The organism is Streptomyces sp. NPDC048506, from assembly GCF_040651315.1.
Classification (GTDB): domain Bacteria; phylum Actinomycetota; class Actinomycetes; order Streptomycetales; family Streptomycetaceae; genus Streptomyces.
This window is the reverse complement of record NZ_JBEZIX010000008.1, coordinates 39,912-57,051: the sequence shown is the minus strand read 5'-3', so window position 1 is coordinate 57,051 and position 17,140 is coordinate 39,912. Positions and strand designations below refer to the sequence as shown.

Sequence of the window (17,140 nt, the reverse complement as noted above, 5' to 3'; positions counted from 1 at the left end):
TCAATAGCTCAAACGCTGGCTAGAGTCCGGCGTATGCGGCCAGACCCCGGTTCCACCGACGTGACGCTGCGCGCGACGGCCGATCTGCTCGGCGACTTCGTCCAGCAGGCCATGGCCCACCCGGTGGGCAGGATCGAGCGCTGGTTCACCGAAATCCGGGGCAGCTACGAGGCTGTGCTGGCCGATGACCCGCACAATGCCACCGCCGCGGTCGGGCTGACCGTCCTGGCCGGCGCGAAGCTGCTGGCTTACGTACACCATGGGCCCGGCCACCGGCCTCGGAGCCCCTATCTGCGCGGAACTGGATGGCCGCTGGGCCTGGAGGAGCTGCCGTTGCCCCTGGCAGAGGACGATTCGACCGGCCGCGAGCTGGCCGGGGACGCTGTCCGGGCCGCCCGGCGTGCGCTGGCCCTCGATCCGTCCGACAACCTGGTGGCGTTCTTCCTCGGCCATGCCCTGTGCTACCTGGGGGACGCGGCGTCGGCCCGTGTCGCCTGGCGCGAGGCACTCCGAGTGGATCCCACCGACCATGTGGTGGCGGAGCTGTTGGCCGTTCTGCGTGACCGGCCAACCGAACCGACCGAATCGGCGGATGTCTGCCGGTGCCCCGGCGGGTTCCTCCTCTTCCGTCACCGCACCCGGGTCTCCCACAGTGGAGAGCAGGCAGAAGCATGCTGGCTCTTCAACGACCCGGCAGACATACGTCAGGTCGTCGACGGATGGATCGAGGAACACCCCTGGTCGGAGTACTTCGAGGAGGAGCTCCTCGAAGAGGACGCTGAGGACGACTGGGACCCGAAGTCACCGTCCTTCGATCCGCTGCCCGACGATGACCTTCGTGTGGAGATCCACGCCCCGGGTGAACCGATCGTGGTGCGGCACGTGTATCGGGGGCTTCGCCGGACACCGGAGCACACCGTCCACCTGGACTGGGCAGCGGTTCCGCTGCCGGACCGGCTTCCCACACCCTTGCCGACCGGACATCCCGTCCGCTTCGGCGGGCGCTGGTACCCCTTCGGGGAGAGCTTCCACGACCTCTGACAGCCGCTGTGACGCCTTGATCAACACTTCACACGCCGCCTGGATGCCCGGCGGCCGAGCGGTCGGCCTAGCATGGAGGGATGAACGAGGCCGTCGTGGTCGGTCCGCTGCCGGACGACGGCGGGTTCCCGGCCCGGGTCGCGCCGGGCTGTGGCGAGTTCGCCGAGTTGGACGCGCAGGTGGCACGCTGCCGGGCCTGTCCGCGGCTGGTGGCCTGGCGGGAACACGTCGGCGCCCATCCGCGTGCGGCGTTCCGCGACTGGGAGTACTGGGCGCGGCCGGTCCCGGGGTTCGGGCCGTCGGACGCGGCGCTCGCCATCGTCGGGCTGGCGCCGGCCGCGCACGGCGGCAACCGGACCGGGCGGATGTTCACCGGGGACGCATCGGGTGACGCCCTGTTCGCCGCGCTCCATGCGGTGGGCCTCGCCTCCCGGCCGACCGCGACCCACCGGGGGGACGGACTGGAGCTGTACGGGGTGCGGATCACCGCACCGGTGCACTGTGCTCCGCCGGACAACAAGCCGACGCCCGCCGAGCGGCGCACCTGCCGGCCGTGGCTGGCCGCGGAGTTGGCGCTGCTCGACCCCGGGCTGCGGGCGGTCGTGGCGCTGGGCTCCTTCGGCTGGCAGGCGCTGCTGCCGGTGCTCGGCGACGCCGGCTGGCCGCTTCCCCGACCCCGCCCGGCGTTCGGTCACGGCGTGGAACTGACCCTCCCCGCCACCGGTGGGCGCCGGGAGCTGCACGTCCTGGGCTGCTACCACCCCAGCCAGCGCAACATGTTCACCGGCCGGCTCACCCCCGAGATGCTGGTGGACCTGCTCACCCGCGCGGCCGGCCGCGCGGGGCTGGTCGCCGGCTGAGCCCGCCGCCCTCACCGTGCGCCGTACACCGGCAGCGGTGGCTCCGCCTTCGTGAGCAGCCTGCGGGCCGCCTCGCCCGCCTCGGCCGGGGTCCAGCGGCCGCCCTTGTCCGCGGTGGGGCCGGGGCGCCAGCCCTGCATGACGGTGATCCGGCCGGCTTCGGCCTCGAAGACCCGGCCGGTGACGCCGTCGCTGGCGGCGGAGGAGAGCCAGACCACCAGGGGTGAGACGTTCGCGGGGGCCATGGCGTCGAACGCCCCGTCGGTGGGGGCCGCCATGGTCTCGGCGAAGGTCTGCTCGGTCATCCGGGTGCGGGCCGCGGGGGCGATGGCGTTGACCTGCACCCCGTAGCGGGCCAGTTCGGCGGCGGCGACGAGGGTGAGGCCGAGGATGCCGGCCTTGGCGGCGGCGTAGTTGCCCTGGCCGACGCTGCCGAGCAGCCCGGCGCCCGAACTGGTGTTGATCACCCGGGCGTTGGGCGTGCGGCCGGCCTTGGCCTCGGCCCGCCAGTGCGCGGCGGCGTGCCGCAACGGCAGGAAGTGGCCTTTGAGGTGCACCCCGATGACCGCGTCCCAGTCGTCCTCGTCGAGGTTGACCAGCATCCGGTCGCGCAGGAACCCGGCGTTGTTGACGAGGGTGTCGAGGCGGCCGTAGGCGTCCAGGGCGGTGGCGAGGAGGGAGGCGGCGCCGTCGGTGGTGGTGATGTCTCCGGTGTGCGGGACGGCCTGGCCGCCGAGCGCGCGGATCTCGTCGACGACCTGGTGGGCGGGGCCCGGCGAGGCGCCGGCGCCGACCGCGGAGGCGCCCAGGTCGTTGACGACGACCCGGGCGCCTTCGGCGACGAGGGCCAGCGCGTGGGCGCGGCCGAGGCCTCGGCCGGCTCCGGTGACGGCGGCGACGCGGCCTGCGCAGATTCCCGGCATGTCAGGTCCCTTCGGTGGTGGGGGCATCGGAAGCGGTCGTGCCGTGGTTGACGGTGGCGGCGTCGAGGAACGCGGGCCGTTCTCCGCCGCCGTGCACCAGCAGGCTCGCCCCGCTGATGTACCGGGCGCGGTCCGAGGCGAGGAACACGGCCGCCTCGCCGACCTCGGCCGGTTCGGCCAGCCGGCCGAGCGGCACGGTGCGGCCGACCGCGGCGACGCCCTCCTCGTCCCCGTAGTGCAGCGCGGACCGTTCGGTGCGGACCATGCCGAGGACGAGCGTGTTCACCCGTACCTCGGGCGCCCACTCCACCGCCATGGAGCGCGCCAGGTTCTCCAGACCGGCCTTCGCCGCGCCGTAGGCCGCCGATCCGGGTGACGGACGGGTGCCACTGACGCTGCCGATCATGACCACCGCGCCCCGTGCGGCGCGGAGGTGCGGGTGCGCGGCGAGCGTGGCGGTGAGCGGCGCGGTGAGGTTGAGGTCGATGACCCGGGCGTGCCGTGCGGCGTCCACCTCGCCCAGGAGCCGGTGGGGCGTGCCGCCCGCGTTGTTGACCAGGACGTCGAGGCGCCCGTACGCGGCGGCCAGCTCGGCGAAGAAGGCCGGTACGGCGGCCGGGTCGCGGAGGTCCAGCGGCCTGAACTCGGCCTGTCTGCCGTGGACTTCGAGGCGGGTGTCGGGTGGCCGGCGGGCGCAGACCACGACGTGGGCGCCCGCCGCCAGGAACGACCGTGCGATGCCCGCGCCGACGCCCCGGGTTCCGCCCGTGACGACCGCGACCCTCCCGTCGAACTCCATCCGGTGCTACCTTCCTCGCCTAACAAACGTTTGGTGGAAAGGTAGCTGATCGGCTCATGGGTGTCTCCACCTCCCGCCCCGAGAAGGGCATCTCCGTCCTCACCGTCGACTTCCCACCGGTCAACGCCCTGCCGGTGCAGGGCTGGTACGAGCTCGCCGACGCGGTACGGGCCGCCGGCCGCGACCCGGAGGTGCGCTGTGTGGTGCTGGGCGCCGCCGGGCGCGGTTTCAACGCGGGCGTGGACATCAAGGAGATACAGCGGGACACCGGACACGACGCGCTGCTCGGCGCCAACCGAGGCTGCGCCGAGGCGTTCGCCGCGGTCTACGAGTGCGAGGTGCCGGTCGTCGCGGCGGTCGGCGGGTTCTGCCTGGGCGGTGGCATCGGCCTGGCCGGCAACGCCGACGCCATCGTCGCCTCCGACGACGCCACCTTCGGCCTGCCGGAGCTGGACCGGGGCGCGCTGGGCGCGGCCACCCACCTCGCCCGGCTGGTGCCGCAGCACCTGATGCGGGCGCTGTACTACACCTCGCGCACCGCCACGGCCGCCGAACTACAGGCGCACGGCTCGGTGTGGCGGGTGGTGCCGCGCGCCGAACTCCACGACTGCGCAATGGAGTTGGCGCGCGAGATCGCCGCGAAGGACGGCACCCTGCTCCGGCTGGCGAAGGCCGCGATCAACGGCATCGACCCGGTCGACGTACGCCGCAGCTACCGCTTCGAGCAGGGCTTCACCTTCGAGGCCAACCTGAGCGGGGTGGCCGACCGGGTGCGCGGCGCCTTCGGCCGCGAGCACACCGGCGCCACGGAGGAAGGGGTGGTCGGGCCGTGACCGACAAGACGATGACACCGGAGGACGTCGTCGCCCGCCTCCGCAGCGGGATGACGCTCGGCATCGGCGGCTGGGGCTCCCGGCGCAAGCCGATGGCGCTGGTGCGCGCGCTGCTGCGCTCCGACGTCACCGATCTGACCGTGGTCTCCTGCGGCGGCCCGGACGTGGGCCTGCTCGCCGCCGCCGGCAGGATCCGCAAGCTGGTCGCGCCGTTCGCGACGCTCGACTCGATCCCGCTGGAGCCACACTTCCGCGCGGCCCGCCAGGCGGGCTCCTTCACACTGATGGAGATCGACGAGGCGATGTTCATGTGGGGCCTGCACGCGGCCGCCAACCGGCTCCCGTTCCTGCCGGTCCGCGCGGGCCTGGGCTCCGACGTCATGCGGGTCAACCCCGCGCTGCGCACGGTCACGTCGCCGTACGCCGACGGCGAGACCCTGGTCGCGGTTCCCGCACTGCGCATGGACGCGGCCCTGATCCACCTCAACCGCGCCGACCGGCTCGGCAACGGCCAGTACCTGGGCCCCGATCCGTACTTCGACGACCTGTTCTGCGAGGCCGCAGAGAGCGCCTACCTCTCCTGCGAGCGGCTCGTCGACACCGCCGGCTTCGCGGCCGCACCTCCGCAGACCCTGCTGGTCAAACGGCACGTGGTCACCGGGGTCGTGGAGACCCCGAACGGCGCCCACTTCACCTCCTGCGTGCCCGACCACGGCCGCGACGAGCCCTTCCAGAAGCTGTACGCGACCACGCCCTGGCCGCAGTTCGCGGAGCGCTTCCTGTCGGGGGCCGACGAGAAGTCCTACCAGTCCGCCGTCCAGGCCTGGCGCGAGGAGACCCGATGACCAGCCGCGCCGAGTACTGCGTGGTCGCCTGTGCCGACGCCTGGCGCGACGACGGGGAGGTGCTCGCCAGCCCCATGGGCCTGATCCCCTCAGTCGGCGCCCGGCTCGCCAAGCTCACCTTCGCGCCGGACCTGCTGTTGACCGACGGCGAGGCCCTGCTGATCGGGCTCGACGGAACGCCGGAGGGCTGGCTGCCGTACCGCAAGCACCTGGCCATGGTGACCGGGGGCCGGCGGCACGTGATGATGGGCGCCAGTCAGATCGACCGGTTCGGGAACCAGAACATCTCCTGCATCGGCGACTGGGAACGACCGACCCGCCAGCTCCTCGGGGTGCGCGGCGCACCCGTCAACACCCTCAACAATCCGGTGAGTTACTGGGTCCCGAAGCACTCCACCCGGGTCTTCGTGGCGAAGGTCGACATGATCTGCGGTGTCGGTTACGACAGCGCGGCCGCCGCCGGGCCGTCCGCGACACGGTTCCACCGCATCCCGCGGGTGGTCAGCAACCTGGGCGTCTTCGACTTCGCCACGCCGGACCGCTCGATGCGGCTGGCCTCGCTGCACCCGGGGGTCACCCTCGACGAGGTCAGGGCGGCGACGGGCTTCGCGCTGACGGTCCCGGACGACGTGCCGTGCACCCGGGAGCCCACTCCCGACGAACTCCGGCTCATCCGGGAGGTCGTCGACCCGGAGGGCCGGCGGGAACGCGAGGTGACGGGCTGATGGAGACGTCGCTCACCACGCTCGTCGGGGTGCGGCACCCGCTCGTGCAGACCGGTATGGGGTGGGTCGCGGGCCCCCGGCTGGTCTCGGCCGCGGCGAACGCGGGCGCACTGGGCATCCTCGCGTCGGCCACCATGACCGTCGACCAGCTGCGCGCGGCGGTCCGCGAGGTGGCCTCCCGTACGGATGCGCCGTTCGGCGTCAACCTGCGGGCGGACGCCGGCGATGCGGCCGAGCGGGTGCGTGTCCTCGTGGACGAGGGCGTACGGGTCGCCTCCTTCGCGCTGGCCCCCTCCCGCGAGCTGATCGCCCGGCTCAAGGACGCCGGCGTGGTCGTCATCCCCTCCATCGGCGCCCGCCGGCACGCCGAGAAGGTCGCCGCCTGGGGCGCCGACGCGGTCGTGGTGCAGGGCGGTGAGGGCGGCGGCCACACCGGCAGCGTCGCCACGACCGTGCTGCTCCCCCAGGTCGTCGACGCGGTCGACATCCCGGTGATCGCCGCGGGTGGCTTCTTCGACGGCCGGGGCCTGGTCGCCGCCCTGGCGTACGGGGCGGCCGGCATCGCCATGGGCACCCGCTTCCTGCTGACGTCGGACAGCACGGTGCCGAAGGCCGTCCAGGCGCGCTATCTGGCGGCCGCCGTCAACGACATCACCGTGACCACGAAGGTGGACGGAATGCCGCACCGGATGGTGCGCAGTGACCTGGTGGCGGCCCTGGAACGGTCCGGGCGCGCCGCGGCACTGCTGCGCGCCGTCCGCCATGCCGCGGCGTTCAGGAAGCTGTCCGGGCTGAGCTGGGCACAACTGGTCCGCGACGGCGCGGCGATGAAGCACGGCAGGGAGCTGACGTGGAGTCAGGTGCTGCTCGCGGCCACCACCCCGATGCTGCTGAAGGCGGCGATGGTGGACGGCCGCACCGACCTCGGTGTGATGGCGGCCGGCCAGGTCGCCGGCCTGATCGAGGACCTGCCGTCCTGCGCGGAGCTGGTCGACCGGATCATGGCCGAGGCCCACCGGACGCTCGGCGCGCTACCGCAGTGAGCTGACCGCCCCTTTGGTGCCGTCACCGGCGAGCCCGCTGCGTCCCAGGGCTCGGGTCATGGCCGGCAGGTCCCAGTGGGTGTCGCCGGAGTCGGCGACCATCGACGCCAGCATCTCGGGCGTCAACTCGTAGGCCTCGGCCCGGTCCAGCAGCAACGCGGCGCCGTGGCCGGTGCCGTAGTCGTTGCCGTCCAGCATCTCCAGGGCCTCGGCCCTGACCGCGAAGCGGCTGATCCCGCAGTCCAGACCGTCGTCGTCCAGGTCGTCCGGGTACGGGGCACGGGCCCAGGCCCCGTCCTCGCACCAGTAGACGCAGCCCAGTTCGTACCCTTGGAGCCGGTCGCGCAGCTCTTCGTAGGGGAGCCACTTCGGGGCCCCCGCCAGCATGTCGACGGCCGGTTCGTGCCACTTGACGTCGCTGGACTCGTCCTCGCCGAACAGCACGAACCGGCCCGGCGCCATGCGGGCGAACGTCCACCACGTGCACCCGGCGTCGTCGAGGTGCAGCCCCTCGTCGTCCATCCAGGTCCCCGTGCGGTAGCCGCCGCGCCCCTCCTCCTCGGTGGCGGCGTGCAGGACGGCCCCCAGGGCCCACCGGGCCCACAGGACCTCCGCGGGCGGCAGGTCGCCCGGCAGGCCGGGGCGGTTCAGGGTCGTGGCGCCGTTCGCCGGCCGGTCGTCAGAGCTGTTCACCCGGCAAGACTAGAACCCTCCCGTCGTGCCCCTCGCACCCGGATCTCCTCACCCGGCTTCAGCAGCCGCAGTCGGTCCGTGAGGCCGGCCCGGGCGAAGGCCTCGGTCAGCGAGTCCCGGCCCTGGGTGAAGTGGGACCAGTGCTCGAAGTGCAGCGGTATCACCTGCCGGGCGCCCAGGATCTCGGCGGCCCGCGCGGCCCGGTCGCTGGGGAGGGTCAGGTAGGCGTCGCCGAGCAGCGGGGTCTGCGCGCCACCGGCGAAGAGCAGCGCCACGTCGATCGGTCCGTACCGCTCGGCGACCGCCCGGACCACGTCCAACGAGGCGTTGTCGCCGCTGACGTAGACCGTCGGCAGACCCGCTCCGGACAGCACGAATCCGGTGACCTCGCCGACCAGGTGCTCGGTGCCGTCGGGGCCGTGCTGCGCGGGGACGCCGGTGATCCGCAGCGTTCCGCCGTCCGGGCGCGGCAGTTCGATGTGCGCGTCGTTCGGCAGGGCGCGGACGTTGCCGCCGAGCCGCTGCCGTGCGGAATCCGTGGACAGCACCAGGGGCGCCTTGGCGGCGTAGGCCCGGCCGGCCCGGTCGAGGTTGTCCGGGTGGTGGTCGTGGGACAGCAGCACCGCGTCCACCGGTCCCGCCTCGGCCGCGGTGAGCGCCGGCCCGGCCGTCTTGACCAACTTCCGCTCGCCGACCGGGTGGTCGCCGGGCGGGTCGAAGGTGGGGTCGGTGAGGAGCCGGACGCCCGCCACCTCCAGGAGGGCGGTCGGTCCTCCCACGTAGCGGACGCTGACTCCGCCGTCCGGTTCCGTCGTACTCATCGCTGCCCGAGTCCCCCTTCTGCCACACGAACGCGACGGTGATCCGTCACATGATCGGCAACACGGCCGCGCCGCGGAACATTCCCGCGGTGCGTCAGAGGCGTTCGATGATGGTGACGTTGGCCTGACCGCCGCCCTCGCACATGGTCTGGAGGCCGAATCGGCCGCCGGTGCGCTCCAGTTCGTGCAGCAGGGTCGTCATCAGCCGTACGCCGGTCGCGCCGAGCGGGTGGCCCAGCGCGATGGCCCCGCCGTTGACGTTGACCCGCTCCGGGTCGGCGCCGGTCTCCTTGAGCCAGGCCAGCACGACGGACGCGAACGCCTCGTTGATCTCGACCAGATCGATGTCGTCGATGGTCATGCCGGCCTTCTTCAGCGCGTACGCCGTCGCCGGGATCGGCGCGGACAGCATCCTGATCGGGTCCTCGCCGCGCACCGAGAGGTGGTGGACACGGGCCCGCGGGGTCAGACCGTGCTCGGCCACCGCCCGCTCCGACGCGAGGAGCATCGCCGCCGCGCCGTCGGACACCTGCGAGGAGACCGCCGCGGTGAGCCGGCCGCCCTCGACCACCGGCGTCAGCCCGGCCATCTTCTCCAGCGAGGTGGTGCGGCGCGGGCCCTCGTCGACGGTGACGTCGCCGAACGGGACGGCCTCCCGGTCGAAGCGGCCCTCGTCGATGGCGCGGACGGCCCGTTGGTGCGAGCGGAGCGCGAACTCCTCCATCTCGGTCCGCGAGAGGTGCCACTTGGCGGCGATCAGTTCGGCACCGTGGAACTGGTTGACGGGCGCCTCGCCGTAGCGGGCCCGCCAGCCCCCGGAGCCGGCGAACGGCCCCTCCGTCAGGCCCAGCGGCTCGGCGGCCCGGCGGCTGGCGAAGGCGATCGGGATCTGCGACATGTTCTGGACGCCGCCCGCGACGACCAGGTCCTGGGTGCCGGAGAGCACCCCTTGGGCGGCGAAGTGGACGGCCTGCTGGGAGGATCCGCACTGCCGGTCGACGGTGACGCCGGGGACCTCCTCGGGCAGTCCGGCGGCCAGCCAGCAGGTGCGGGCGATGTCGCCGGCCTGCGGTCCGACCGCGTCCAGGCAGCCGAAGACGACGTCCTCGACGGCGCCCGGGTCGACACCGGTGCGCGCCATCAGGGCCGTCAGTACATGGGCACCCAGATCGGCGGGGTGCACGGCGGACAGACCGCCGCCCTTCTTGCCGACCGGGGTACGGACCGCGTCGACGACGTAGGCCTCGGGCATGCTGGTCTCCTTGGTCAGATTCTGCGGAGCTGCCGGCCGGTTCCGCAAGGGGCTGCCGGCCGGCACGGTCGGCGGGTGCCGGCGGGCGCTCCCCCACGGGGTGGTGCGGTGCGCCCGGCCGCCACCAGGGGCGGCGAAGGGTGCACCGCGGGGTTCCTCAGGCGTGCTGCGAGCTGACCGACACGGTCTCGCCGGTCATGTACGAGGCGTAGTCACCGGCGAGGAAGACGATCACGTTGGCGACCTCCCACGGCTCGGCCCAGCGGCCGAAGGCCTCCCGTTCGGTGAGCTCCGCCAGCAGGTCGGCGGTGGTGACCTTCACCAGGTGCGGGTGCATGGCGAGGCTCGGCGCGACCGCGTTGATCCGCACGCCGTACGCGGCGGCCTCCACGGCGGCGCAGCGGGTCAGCGCCATCACCCCGGCCTTGGCGGCGGCGTAGTGGGCCTGGCCGCGCTGGGCGCGCCAGCCGACGACGGAGGCGTTGTTGACGATCACGCCGCCGCTGCCGGTGCGCCGCATCCGGCGGAGAGCGGCCCGGGTACAGCGGAAGGTGCCGTTCAAGGTCACGTCGAGGACCGTGCTCCACTGCTCGTCGGTCATCTCGACGAGGTCGGCGGTGCCGCCCAGTCCGGCGTTGTTGACGACGATGTCGAGCCGGCCGTGGCGCTCCTCGGCCAGCTCCAACAGGGCGCCCACCTGGCCCTCGTCGGTGACGTCGCAGGGCAGGGCGGCCACCCGGTCGGCGCCGAACGCGTCGGCCAGCGCGGCCGCGTGCTGCTCCAGCCGCCGGGCGTGGGCGTCACCGATGACGATCCGGGCGCCCTCCTCCAGGAAGCGGCGGGCGGTGGCACCGCCGATGCCGGACCCGGCGGCCGCGGTGATGACCGCGCTACGGCCGGCGAGCAGGTCGTGGCCGGGCACGTAGGGGGGCGGTGTCATACGCGGACCTCCTCGGGCCTCGACGCTGCTCACGGCCGTACGTTAACCTACCAAACACTTGTTAGGGAAGGAGGGGCGGATGCCCGCTGCCCACACCGACGAGCCGGTGCGCTACACCCGCCAGGGGCCGGTCGCCACCGTCACCATGAACCGCCCGGACTACCGCAACGCCCAGAACTCCGCGATGACCTACGCCCTCGACCGCGCCTTCTACCGCGCCGCGGACGACGACGAGGTCAAGGTCGTGGTGCTGGCCGGCGCCGGCCGGCACTTCTCGGCGGGCCACGACATCGGAACCCCCGAGCGCGACGCCCACCTCCCCTTCGACCGCGCCGCGGGACTGTGGTGGGACCACTCGGACAAGGCGGGCGCCGAGAGCCGGTACGCCCGCGAGTCGGAGGTCTACCTGGGCATGTGCCGGCGTTGGCGGGAGCTGCCCAAGCCGGTGCTGGCCGCGGTCCAAGGGGCGTGCGTGGCAGGCGGGTTGATGCTCGCCTGGATCTGCGACCTGATCGTCGCCGCCGACGACGCCTTCTTCGCCGACCCGGTCGTACGGATGGGCATCCCCGGCGTCGAGTACTTCGCCCACCCGTGGGTGATGCCACCGCGGATCGCCAAGGAGTTCCTCTACACCGGCGACCGGATGTCCGCCCACCGGGCGTACCAGTTGGGGATGGTCAACCGCGTGGTTCCCCGACACGAACTGGCCGACCGCACCCGCGAGTTGGCGCTGCGGATCGCGGAGATGCCACGGTTGGGGCTGGCGCTGACCAAGCGCGCCGTGAACCAGGCCGAGGACCTCCAGGGCCTGCACCCCGGCCTGGACTCGGTGTTCGCCCTGCACCACCTCGCGCATGCGCACAACACCGAGACGGCGGCGGACCCACTGGGCGGCATGGACGTCACGGCGATGAAGCGAGCGGGTTCCTGATGGACCTCACCCCCTCGCCGGCCGACGAGGCCTTCCGGGCCGAGGCCCGCGCCTGGCTCGGCACGCACGTGCCGGCCGAACCGCTGCCGTCGCTGGAGACCGAGCAGGGCTTCGCCGCCCACCGCGCATGGGAGCGCACGCTGCACGCCGACCGCTGGTCGGTCGTCTCCTGGCCACCGGAGTACGGCGGCCGGGGCGCCTCGCTCGTCCAGTGGCTGCTCTTCGAGGAGGAGTACTACGCGGCGGGCGCGCCCGGCCGGGTCGGTCAGAACGGGATCAACCTGCTCGCCCCCACCCTCTTCGAGCACGGCACCGAGGAGCAACGCGCCCGCATCCTTTGCCCCATGGCGAGCGGTGAGGTGATCTGGGCGCAGGCGTGGTCGGAGCCGGAGGCCGGGTCGGACCTGGCCAATGTGCGCTCCACGGCGATCCGGACCACCGGCGGCTGGCTGCTCCGCGGCCAGAAGACCTGGTCGTCGCGCGCGGCCTTCGCCGACCGCGCCTTCGGGTTGTTCCGCAGCGACCCGCACGCCGGCGCACCGCACCGCGGGCTGACGTATCTGATGTTCCCGCTCGACGCACCCGGTGTGACGGTACGCCCCCTGGGGCGGCTCGACGGCAAACCGGCCTTCGCCGAGCTGTTCCTGGACGGGGTCTTCGTGCCCGACGAGGACGTCATCGGCGAGCCGGGCCAGGGCTGGCGGGTCGCGATGAGCACGGCGGGCAACGAACGCGGGCTCACCCTGCGCTCCCCCGGCCGCTTCCTCGCCGCCGCCGACCGGCTCCGCCGCCTGTGGCACGAGCGGGCCGACCCCGCCGACACCGCGCTGCGCGACCGGGTGGCCGACGCGCTGATCGGCGCACGCGCGTACCAGCTGTTCACCTATGCCAACGCCGCCCGGCTCGCGGCCGCCGACGGCACCGCCGGCGCCGAGTCGAGCCTGAACAAGGTCTTCTGGTCCGAGCTGGACCTCGCCCTGCACGAGACCGCACTGGACCTGCTCGGCCCGTACGGCATGCTTTCCGACGACGCCGATGAGGCGCCGGCGCACGGGAGTTGGGCCGAGGGCCACACCTTCTCGCTCGCCGGGCCGATCTACGCCGGCACCAACGAGATCCAGCGCGACATCATCGCCGAGCGGCTGCTCGGCCTGCCGAAGGGACGCCGGTGATGCGCTTCCTCCTCACCGACGAGCAGCGGGAGTTCGGCCGTGCGCTGGACGACATGCTGGGGGCGTCCGGTACTCCGGCGGTGGTGCGCGCCTGGGCGGGTGGGGAGCACAAGCCCGGGCGGGAGCTGTGGGGGCGGGTCGCCCAGGCGGGGGTGTTCGGGCTGGCGGTGCCCGAGCGCCATACCGGAATGGGCCTGCTCCCGGTCGAACTCGCCGTTGCCTTCGGCGCGTTGGGGCGGCATGCGGTGCCGGGGCCGCTGGTGGAGACGGTGGCCGCGGCCGCGTTCCTGGACCGGCTCGGCGAGCCCGGCGCGGCCGGGGAGTGGCTGCCACGGATCGCCTCCGGCGAGGCCGTGGTCGGCCTGTGCGTCGGGGCGCCGTTCGCGCTCGACGCGGACGCCGCCGACACCGTCCTGGTCGTCCGGGGCGACACCGCGTACCGCGCGGACGCGCACGGCCCGGTGCAGCCCTCGCTCGATCCGGCCCGGCGACTGTGCCGGCCACGCGGCGGCGCGTTGCTCGCCCGGGGCCCGGCGGTGACCGCGGCCGCCGCGCACGCCGTCGACGTCGCCCGGTTGGCCACCGCCGCGCAGTCGGTCGGCCTCGGCCGGGCCCTGCTGGCGGCGACGGTCGACCACGTCCGGCGGCGTACCCAGTTCGGCGTGGCGATCGGCTCGTTCCAGGCGGTCAAGCACCGGTTGGCGGACACGCTCCTCGGGCTGGAGTTCGCCGAACCGTTGGTGTACGCGGCGGCCCTGGCGGTGGCGGCGGGCGCCCCGTCCGCCGCGCGCGAGGTGGCGGCGGCGAAGGTCGCGGCGGGCGAGGCGGGCCACACCGCGGCCGGTACGGCGCTGCAACTGCACGGCGCGCTCGGGTACACCGAGGAGTTGGACCTCTCGCTGTGGATCCGCAAGGCCCGCCCGCTGCGGGACGCCTGGGGCACGCCGGCGGACTGCCGGGCGCGGGTGCTCGCCGACTGATGTCACGTCAGATGCCGGTGCGGCGGGCCGTGTTCACGCCCCGGCCGGACTACCGGCGGGCGCGGTCCCGCTCGTCCAGGTCGGTCAGCATCGCGTCGGCCAGGTCCCGCTCGGAGGCGTAGAACCGCTCGGACCACTTCAGGACGAGCGCGGGGTAGTCCCAGGCCTGCTCGGCGCGGGCGCGCTCGGCGTCCGCCTCGGCGCGCTGCCGCATGGACTCCGCGTACTCCCGGTGCCGGCCGAGGACTTCACGCATCCGATCCGCCTCCAGCAGATGGCCGAGCCAGAGCCGCAGCATCACGCCGTGCTTGAGGACCGGGGGCTCCACCGGTGCCTCGCGCGCCCAGTGGCGGACCGCCGCCATCCCCTCGTCGGTGATCACATAGACCCGCTTGTCGCGGTTGCCGGTCTCCTGGGCGACCAGGCGCGAGCTGACGTAACCGACCTTCTCCAGGCGCTTGAGCTCGCCGTAGACCTGGCTGAAGGACGGGCTCCAGTAGAAGGAGCGCAGCGATTGGTCCGACCGCTTCTTCAGGTCGTAACCGGACAGCTCCTCGCCGAAGGAGAGCAGTCCCAGCACCGCCCAGCCGGTCGCCGGTAGCGCCGGCCGCTCCGCATCGCCGGCGTCCGCGACGCCCGCCGTCTTCTCCGTCACGGTGCGCAGTCTACGGTCCGCGTCCCGGCGGGCGGTCGACCGGTTTCTGACAGATCGTCATACGCGAGGGCCGTCCCGCCGGCCCGGCCCGCGGACGACCGATCGCCGGACGACGGGCGGGCCGAGCGGCGTGCCATGCGGCCCCGGTGCCGCTGGCCAATAGTGGAGGGGTGAGACCGCAACAGCGAGCTCCCGAGCGGCGGACGGCCGGCGGGGCCGTCGACGCGGTGCGGCGCAGACTGCGCTACCTGCGCGAGCACGGCCGGCACGAGCTGCGCGGACACCGCTCGGTGCTCGGCAATGCGGTCCGCGTGACCACCGCCTCCTGCATCGCGTTCTACGTCTGCCGCTACGGGCTCGATCGGACCGTGATGTCCGTGTACGCCACCTTCACCGTGGTCTCGCTCGGCGCCCTCGCCCGGATCCCGGGGTCCGGGCGCCAGCGCGCCGCGACCACCCTGACCGCGGTCCCCGCGGGTCTGGCGCTCGTCACCCTGGGCACCCTGCTGGCGGTACGGACCTGGGCGGCCGTCCTCGGCATGCTCGTCATCGGCTTCCTGGTCGCCTACGCCGGCACCACCGGGCCGCGGATCGCCGGCGCGGCACCCGGAATGCAACTGCTCTACATCCTCCCGTGCTTCCCGCCCTACGCCCCACAGACGCTGGACCAGCGGCTGGCCGGCTTCCTGCTGGGCGCCGTACTGCTCGCGCTGGCCCAGCGCTTCGTACTGCCGGAGCCGGACACCCCGCCGTTCCGCCGACTGCTGGCCGAGGCCGCGGACGCGGCGGCGGACCTGGCCGGGCACCACGGCGGCCCGGTGCCGGCGTCCGAGCGCACCCGGGCGCGTACCGCCGCCGATGCGCTGCGCCCGTCCCGCCTCCCCCCGGCCGACGTCCCGGCCTCCCCCACCGTCGCCCACAAGGCGATGGCACACGCCGCCGAGGCCGCCTGCACCCTGCTGACCAGGCTGGACGCCCTGCATGTGGCAGCCGGGAGGCAGTCCGCCTACCACCCGGAGACGATCACGCTGCTCCAGGGCATCCGCGCCGCGAGCGGTGAGGTGGCCGAGGCGTTGCGGGAACCCGTCCGGACGCGGCGCGGCCGGGGGCGGCTGCCGCGGCACAGGCGGCGGCTGCTGCCCGGCATGGGGCGTCCGTCCGCGACGGCCCTACAGAACGAGCTGGACCCGGTCCGCGCCCACCGGGCCGTGGACACCCTGGAGCGGTTGGGCACCGACGAGCGGCTGGGCTACCTGCGCCGCCGCTCCCTGGTCGTGCAGGCCGCCGACGCCGCCGTGATCCTCGTGCTGGCCGTTCGACTGCTGCTCGGCGACCGCAGCGTCGACCGGAACCCGGCCGGGCACTCCTTCTCATACGCGCGGGCACACGCCCCCGAGCTGTGGTGGCGGCGCCTGACCACGCACCTCACCCCCCGCTCGGTGATCTTCCAGAACGCCTGCCGGTACGCGCTCGGACTGGCCGCGGCCCGTGGCGTCGCCGGACTCCTCGATCTCCAGCACGGCTTCTGGGTACTGCTCGCGACGCTGACCCTGACCCGTACGACGAGCCTGGAGACCCGCTCCGCGGTCCGCCAGGCGCTCCTCGGGACGCTGATCGGCGCGGTACTGGCCGGCGGACTGCTGGCGCTGGTCCATGACCGGGCGACGGTGTACGCGGTGACGCTGCCGCTGGTGATGCTGGTGGCCTTCATCGCCGGGCCGCTGCGCGGGCTGGCCTGGGCGCAGGGCGGTTTCACGCTGGTCGTCGCCACGCTCTTCGCCCAGGTCTCGCCGGTCACCTGGCAGCTCGCCCCGGTCCGGCTGGAGGACGTGCTGGCCGGCAGCCTGATCGGGCTGGCCTGCGGTCTGGTGGCCTGGCCGCGGGGCGCGGGCGGCGAGTTGCGCAGGAGCATGGCGGACCTGTGCGCGGCCATCGCCGACGCCATCGGCCGGACCACCGCACGGGTCGTCGAGCGCACCACGGCGACCGGCAGCAGCGACGCCGGCGGCATCGCCGCGATCAACCGCGCCCTCCTCCTCGCGCAGGAGAGCCTGGCGCAGTACCAGAGCGAACCGTGGGAGGAGACGGCCCGGCAGCCGTACTGGCCGGCGCTGCTGGTTGCGGCGGCGGACGCCCGGCGCGGCGAGCGGCTGCTGCCCGGCCGGCCGGGCCGGATCGGCCACCAGGAGGTCGGCGCCTGGCTACGGCAGGCCGCCGGCGGCACGGCCGCCGCCTACCGGGCCCTGGCCCGGTACCTCCGCACCGACCACGGCTCCCCGCGCCCCGCCCCCCGCCCGCTGGACATCCGTGCCCTGCTGGCCGTCGTGCCGCCCGTCCCGCGCGACGTCCCGGACCGGGACGCCCGCGCGGTCTCCGCCGCGCTCCTGGTCGACTCGGTCATCTGGCTCGACTCGCTGACCGCCGATCTGACGCGTGTCCACCACGAGATGTGACACCCGCACAGCGCCCGAACCGCCGGGCCGGGGGAACCGCCGCGGGTGCCCGGCGCGGCCCGCCCGGGTGCGGATGGCCCTGTTGGCCCTGATCCTGAAGCAGTGGAGTGGCATCTGGCGTGTGACGTCCCGCCTCCCGGGCACCCGCCAGGGCAGGAGGACGAGCGACAGCTC

17 protein-coding genes are annotated in these 17,140 nt (G+C 73.8%); 10 read left to right on the top strand and 7 right to left on the bottom strand.

The annotated features are described in order from the left end of the window. Positions 1 to 33: 33 nt before the first annotated feature. The gene (locus AB0C96_RS08290) at positions 34 to 1,041 is read left to right on the top strand and encodes a hypothetical protein (RefSeq protein ID WP_362914942.1); all 1,008 of its coding nucleotides are present in this window, start codon (positions 34 to 36) and stop codon (positions 1,039 to 1,041) included. Between the two features lie 80 nt (positions 1,042 to 1,121). Beyond that, positions 1,122 to 1,901 carry a uracil-DNA glycosylase gene (locus AB0C96_RS08285; protein ID WP_362914940.1) on the top strand — a complete coding sequence of 260 codons (780 nt, stop codon included), beginning with the start codon at positions 1,122 to 1,124 and terminating at the stop codon, positions 1,899 to 1,901. An 11-nt stretch (positions 1,902 to 1,912) separates the two neighbouring features. Here the strand turns inward: AB0C96_RS08285 and AB0C96_RS08280 are convergent, their stop codons facing one another. Both AB0C96_RS08280 and AB0C96_RS08275 read right to left on the bottom strand, forming a co-directional pair. After that, on the bottom strand, positions 1,913 to 2,824 hold the full coding sequence (locus AB0C96_RS08280) for an SDR family oxidoreductase (RefSeq protein WP_362914938.1): 912 nt from the start codon (positions 2,822 to 2,824) through the stop codon (positions 1,913 to 1,915). Between the two features lies 1 nt (position 2,825). Then, positions 2,826 to 3,623 carry an SDR family oxidoreductase gene (locus AB0C96_RS08275; RefSeq protein WP_362914937.1) on the bottom strand — a complete coding sequence of 266 codons (798 nt, stop codon included), beginning with the start codon at positions 3,621 to 3,623 and terminating at the stop codon, positions 2,826 to 2,828. Between the two features lie 56 nt (positions 3,624 to 3,679). Here AB0C96_RS08275 and AB0C96_RS08270 point away from each other — a divergent pair, with 56 nt between their 5' ends. The 4 genes from AB0C96_RS08270 to AB0C96_RS08255 are packed head-to-tail and all read left to right on the top strand — an operon-like array spanning position 3,680 to position 7,069. Next, on the top strand, positions 3,680 to 4,456 hold the full coding sequence (locus tag AB0C96_RS08270; protein ID WP_362914935.1) for an enoyl-CoA hydratase family protein: 777 nt from the start codon (positions 3,680 to 3,682) through the stop codon (positions 4,454 to 4,456). Continuing rightward, on the top strand, positions 4,453 to 5,301 hold the full coding sequence (locus AB0C96_RS08265; RefSeq protein ID WP_362914933.1) for a CoA-transferase: 849 nt from the start codon (positions 4,453 to 4,455) through the stop codon (positions 5,299 to 5,301). The genes AB0C96_RS08270 and AB0C96_RS08265 overlap by 4 nt, the downstream gene beginning before the upstream one ends. Further along, positions 5,298 to 6,026, top strand: coding sequence for a CoA-transferase (locus tag AB0C96_RS08260; protein WP_362914932.1), 729 nt, complete (start codon positions 5,298 to 5,300; stop codon positions 6,024 to 6,026). Before AB0C96_RS08265 ends, AB0C96_RS08260 begins: the two co-directional genes overlap by 4 nt. After that, on the top strand, positions 6,026 to 7,069 hold the full coding sequence (locus tag AB0C96_RS08255) for a nitronate monooxygenase (RefSeq protein ID WP_362914930.1): 1,044 nt from the start codon (positions 6,026 to 6,028) through the stop codon (positions 7,067 to 7,069). Before AB0C96_RS08260 ends, AB0C96_RS08255 begins: the two co-directional genes overlap by 1 nt. Here AB0C96_RS08255 and AB0C96_RS08250 read toward each other — a convergent pair. From AB0C96_RS08250 to AB0C96_RS08235, 4 genes are all read right to left on the bottom strand, one after another. After that, the gene (locus AB0C96_RS08250; protein WP_362914928.1) at positions 7,058 to 7,762 is read right to left on the bottom strand and encodes a hypothetical protein; all 705 of its coding nucleotides are present in this window, start codon (positions 7,760 to 7,762) and stop codon (positions 7,058 to 7,060) included. The genes AB0C96_RS08255 and AB0C96_RS08250 overlap by 12 nt on opposite strands. Then, positions 7,759 to 8,583, bottom strand: coding sequence for an MBL fold metallo-hydrolase (locus AB0C96_RS08245; protein ID WP_362914926.1), 825 nt, complete (start codon positions 8,581 to 8,583; stop codon positions 7,759 to 7,761). Before AB0C96_RS08245 ends, AB0C96_RS08250 begins: the two co-directional genes overlap by 4 nt. A 94-nt stretch (positions 8,584 to 8,677) precedes the next feature. After that, the gene (locus tag AB0C96_RS08240) at positions 8,678 to 9,835 is read right to left on the bottom strand and encodes an acetyl-CoA C-acetyltransferase (RefSeq protein WP_362914924.1); all 1,158 of its coding nucleotides are present in this window, start codon (positions 9,833 to 9,835) and stop codon (positions 8,678 to 8,680) included. Between the two features lie 157 nt (positions 9,836 to 9,992). After that, the gene (locus AB0C96_RS08235; RefSeq protein WP_362914922.1) at positions 9,993 to 10,775 is read right to left on the bottom strand and encodes an SDR family oxidoreductase; all 783 of its coding nucleotides are present in this window, start codon (positions 10,773 to 10,775) and stop codon (positions 9,993 to 9,995) included. A 79-nt stretch (positions 10,776 to 10,854) separates the two neighbouring features. On the opposite strand from AB0C96_RS08235, the gene AB0C96_RS08230 reads away from it, so the two are divergent. Genes AB0C96_RS08230 through AB0C96_RS08220 form a run of 3 tightly spaced genes read left to right on the top strand, consistent with a single transcriptional unit; the run spans position 10,855 to position 13,858 of the window. Continuing rightward, a complete protein-coding gene (locus tag AB0C96_RS08230) occupies positions 10,855 to 11,706 on the top strand; it encodes an enoyl-CoA hydratase (protein ID WP_362914920.1) in 852 nt (283 codons plus the stop codon). Further along, positions 11,706 to 12,878 (top strand): acyl-CoA dehydrogenase family protein, encoded by a 1,173-nt coding sequence (locus tag AB0C96_RS08225; RefSeq protein ID WP_362914918.1) that lies wholly within the window; start codon positions 11,706 to 11,708, stop codon positions 12,876 to 12,878. The genes AB0C96_RS08230 and AB0C96_RS08225 overlap by 1 nt, the downstream gene beginning before the upstream one ends. Beyond that, positions 12,878 to 13,858, top strand: a complete 981-nt coding sequence (locus AB0C96_RS08220) for an acyl-CoA dehydrogenase family protein (RefSeq protein ID WP_362914916.1) — start codon at positions 12,878 to 12,880, stop codon at positions 13,856 to 13,858. The genes AB0C96_RS08225 and AB0C96_RS08220 overlap by 1 nt, the downstream gene beginning before the upstream one ends. 49 nt (positions 13,859 to 13,907) lie before the next feature. Here AB0C96_RS08220 and AB0C96_RS08215 read toward each other — a convergent pair whose 3' ends face one another. Beyond that, positions 13,908 to 14,513 (bottom strand): PadR family transcriptional regulator, encoded by a 606-nt coding sequence (locus tag AB0C96_RS08215; protein ID WP_362914914.1) that lies wholly within the window; start codon positions 14,511 to 14,513, stop codon positions 13,908 to 13,910. A 170-nt stretch (positions 14,514 to 14,683) separates the two neighbouring features. On the opposite strand from AB0C96_RS08215, the gene AB0C96_RS08210 reads away from it, so the two are divergent. After that, complete coding sequence (locus AB0C96_RS08210; protein WP_362914912.1) at positions 14,684 to 16,966, top strand: FUSC family protein; 2,283 nt, start codon at positions 14,684 to 14,686, stop codon at positions 16,964 to 16,966. Positions 16,967 to 17,140: the final 174 nt, after the last annotated feature.

Coding starts and splice junctions, on each gene's coding strand:
- AB0C96_RS08275 (WP_362914937.1), bottom strand. CDS start 3,623: ATGGAGTTCGACGGGAGGGTCGCGGTCGTCACGGGCGGAACCCGGGGC.
- AB0C96_RS08235 (WP_362914922.1), bottom strand. CDS start 10,775: ATGACACCGCCCCCCTACGTGCCCGGCCACGACCTGCTCGCCGGCCGT.
- AB0C96_RS08230 (WP_362914920.1), top strand. CDS start 10,855: ATGCCCGCTGCCCACACCGACGAGCCGGTGCGCTACACCCGCCAGGGG.
- AB0C96_RS08240 (WP_362914924.1), bottom strand. CDS start 9,835: ATGCCCGAGGCCTACGTCGTCGACGCGGTCCGTACCCCGGTCGGCAAG.
- AB0C96_RS08260 (WP_362914932.1), top strand. CDS start 5,298: ATGACCAGCCGCGCCGAGTACTGCGTGGTCGCCTGTGCCGACGCCTGG.
- AB0C96_RS08280 (WP_362914938.1), bottom strand. CDS start 2,824: ATGCCGGGAATCTGCGCAGGCCGCGTCGCCGCCGTCACCGGAGCCGGC.
- AB0C96_RS08220 (WP_362914916.1), top strand. CDS start 12,878: ATGCGCTTCCTCCTCACCGACGAGCAGCGGGAGTTCGGCCGTGCGCTG.
- AB0C96_RS08225 (WP_362914918.1), top strand. CDS start 11,706: ATGGACCTCACCCCCTCGCCGGCCGACGAGGCCTTCCGGGCCGAGGCC.
- AB0C96_RS08290 (WP_362914942.1), top strand. CDS start 34: ATGCGGCCAGACCCCGGTTCCACCGACGTGACGCTGCGCGCGACGGCC.
- AB0C96_RS08270 (WP_362914935.1), top strand. CDS start 3,680: ATGGGTGTCTCCACCTCCCGCCCCGAGAAGGGCATCTCCGTCCTCACC.
- AB0C96_RS08245 (WP_362914926.1), bottom strand. CDS start 8,583: ATGAGTACGACGGAACCGGACGGCGGAGTCAGCGTCCGCTACGTGGGA.
- AB0C96_RS08255 (WP_362914930.1), top strand. CDS start 6,026: ATGGAGACGTCGCTCACCACGCTCGTCGGGGTGCGGCACCCGCTCGTG.
- AB0C96_RS08285 (WP_362914940.1), top strand. CDS start 1,122: ATGAACGAGGCCGTCGTGGTCGGTCCGCTGCCGGACGACGGCGGGTTC.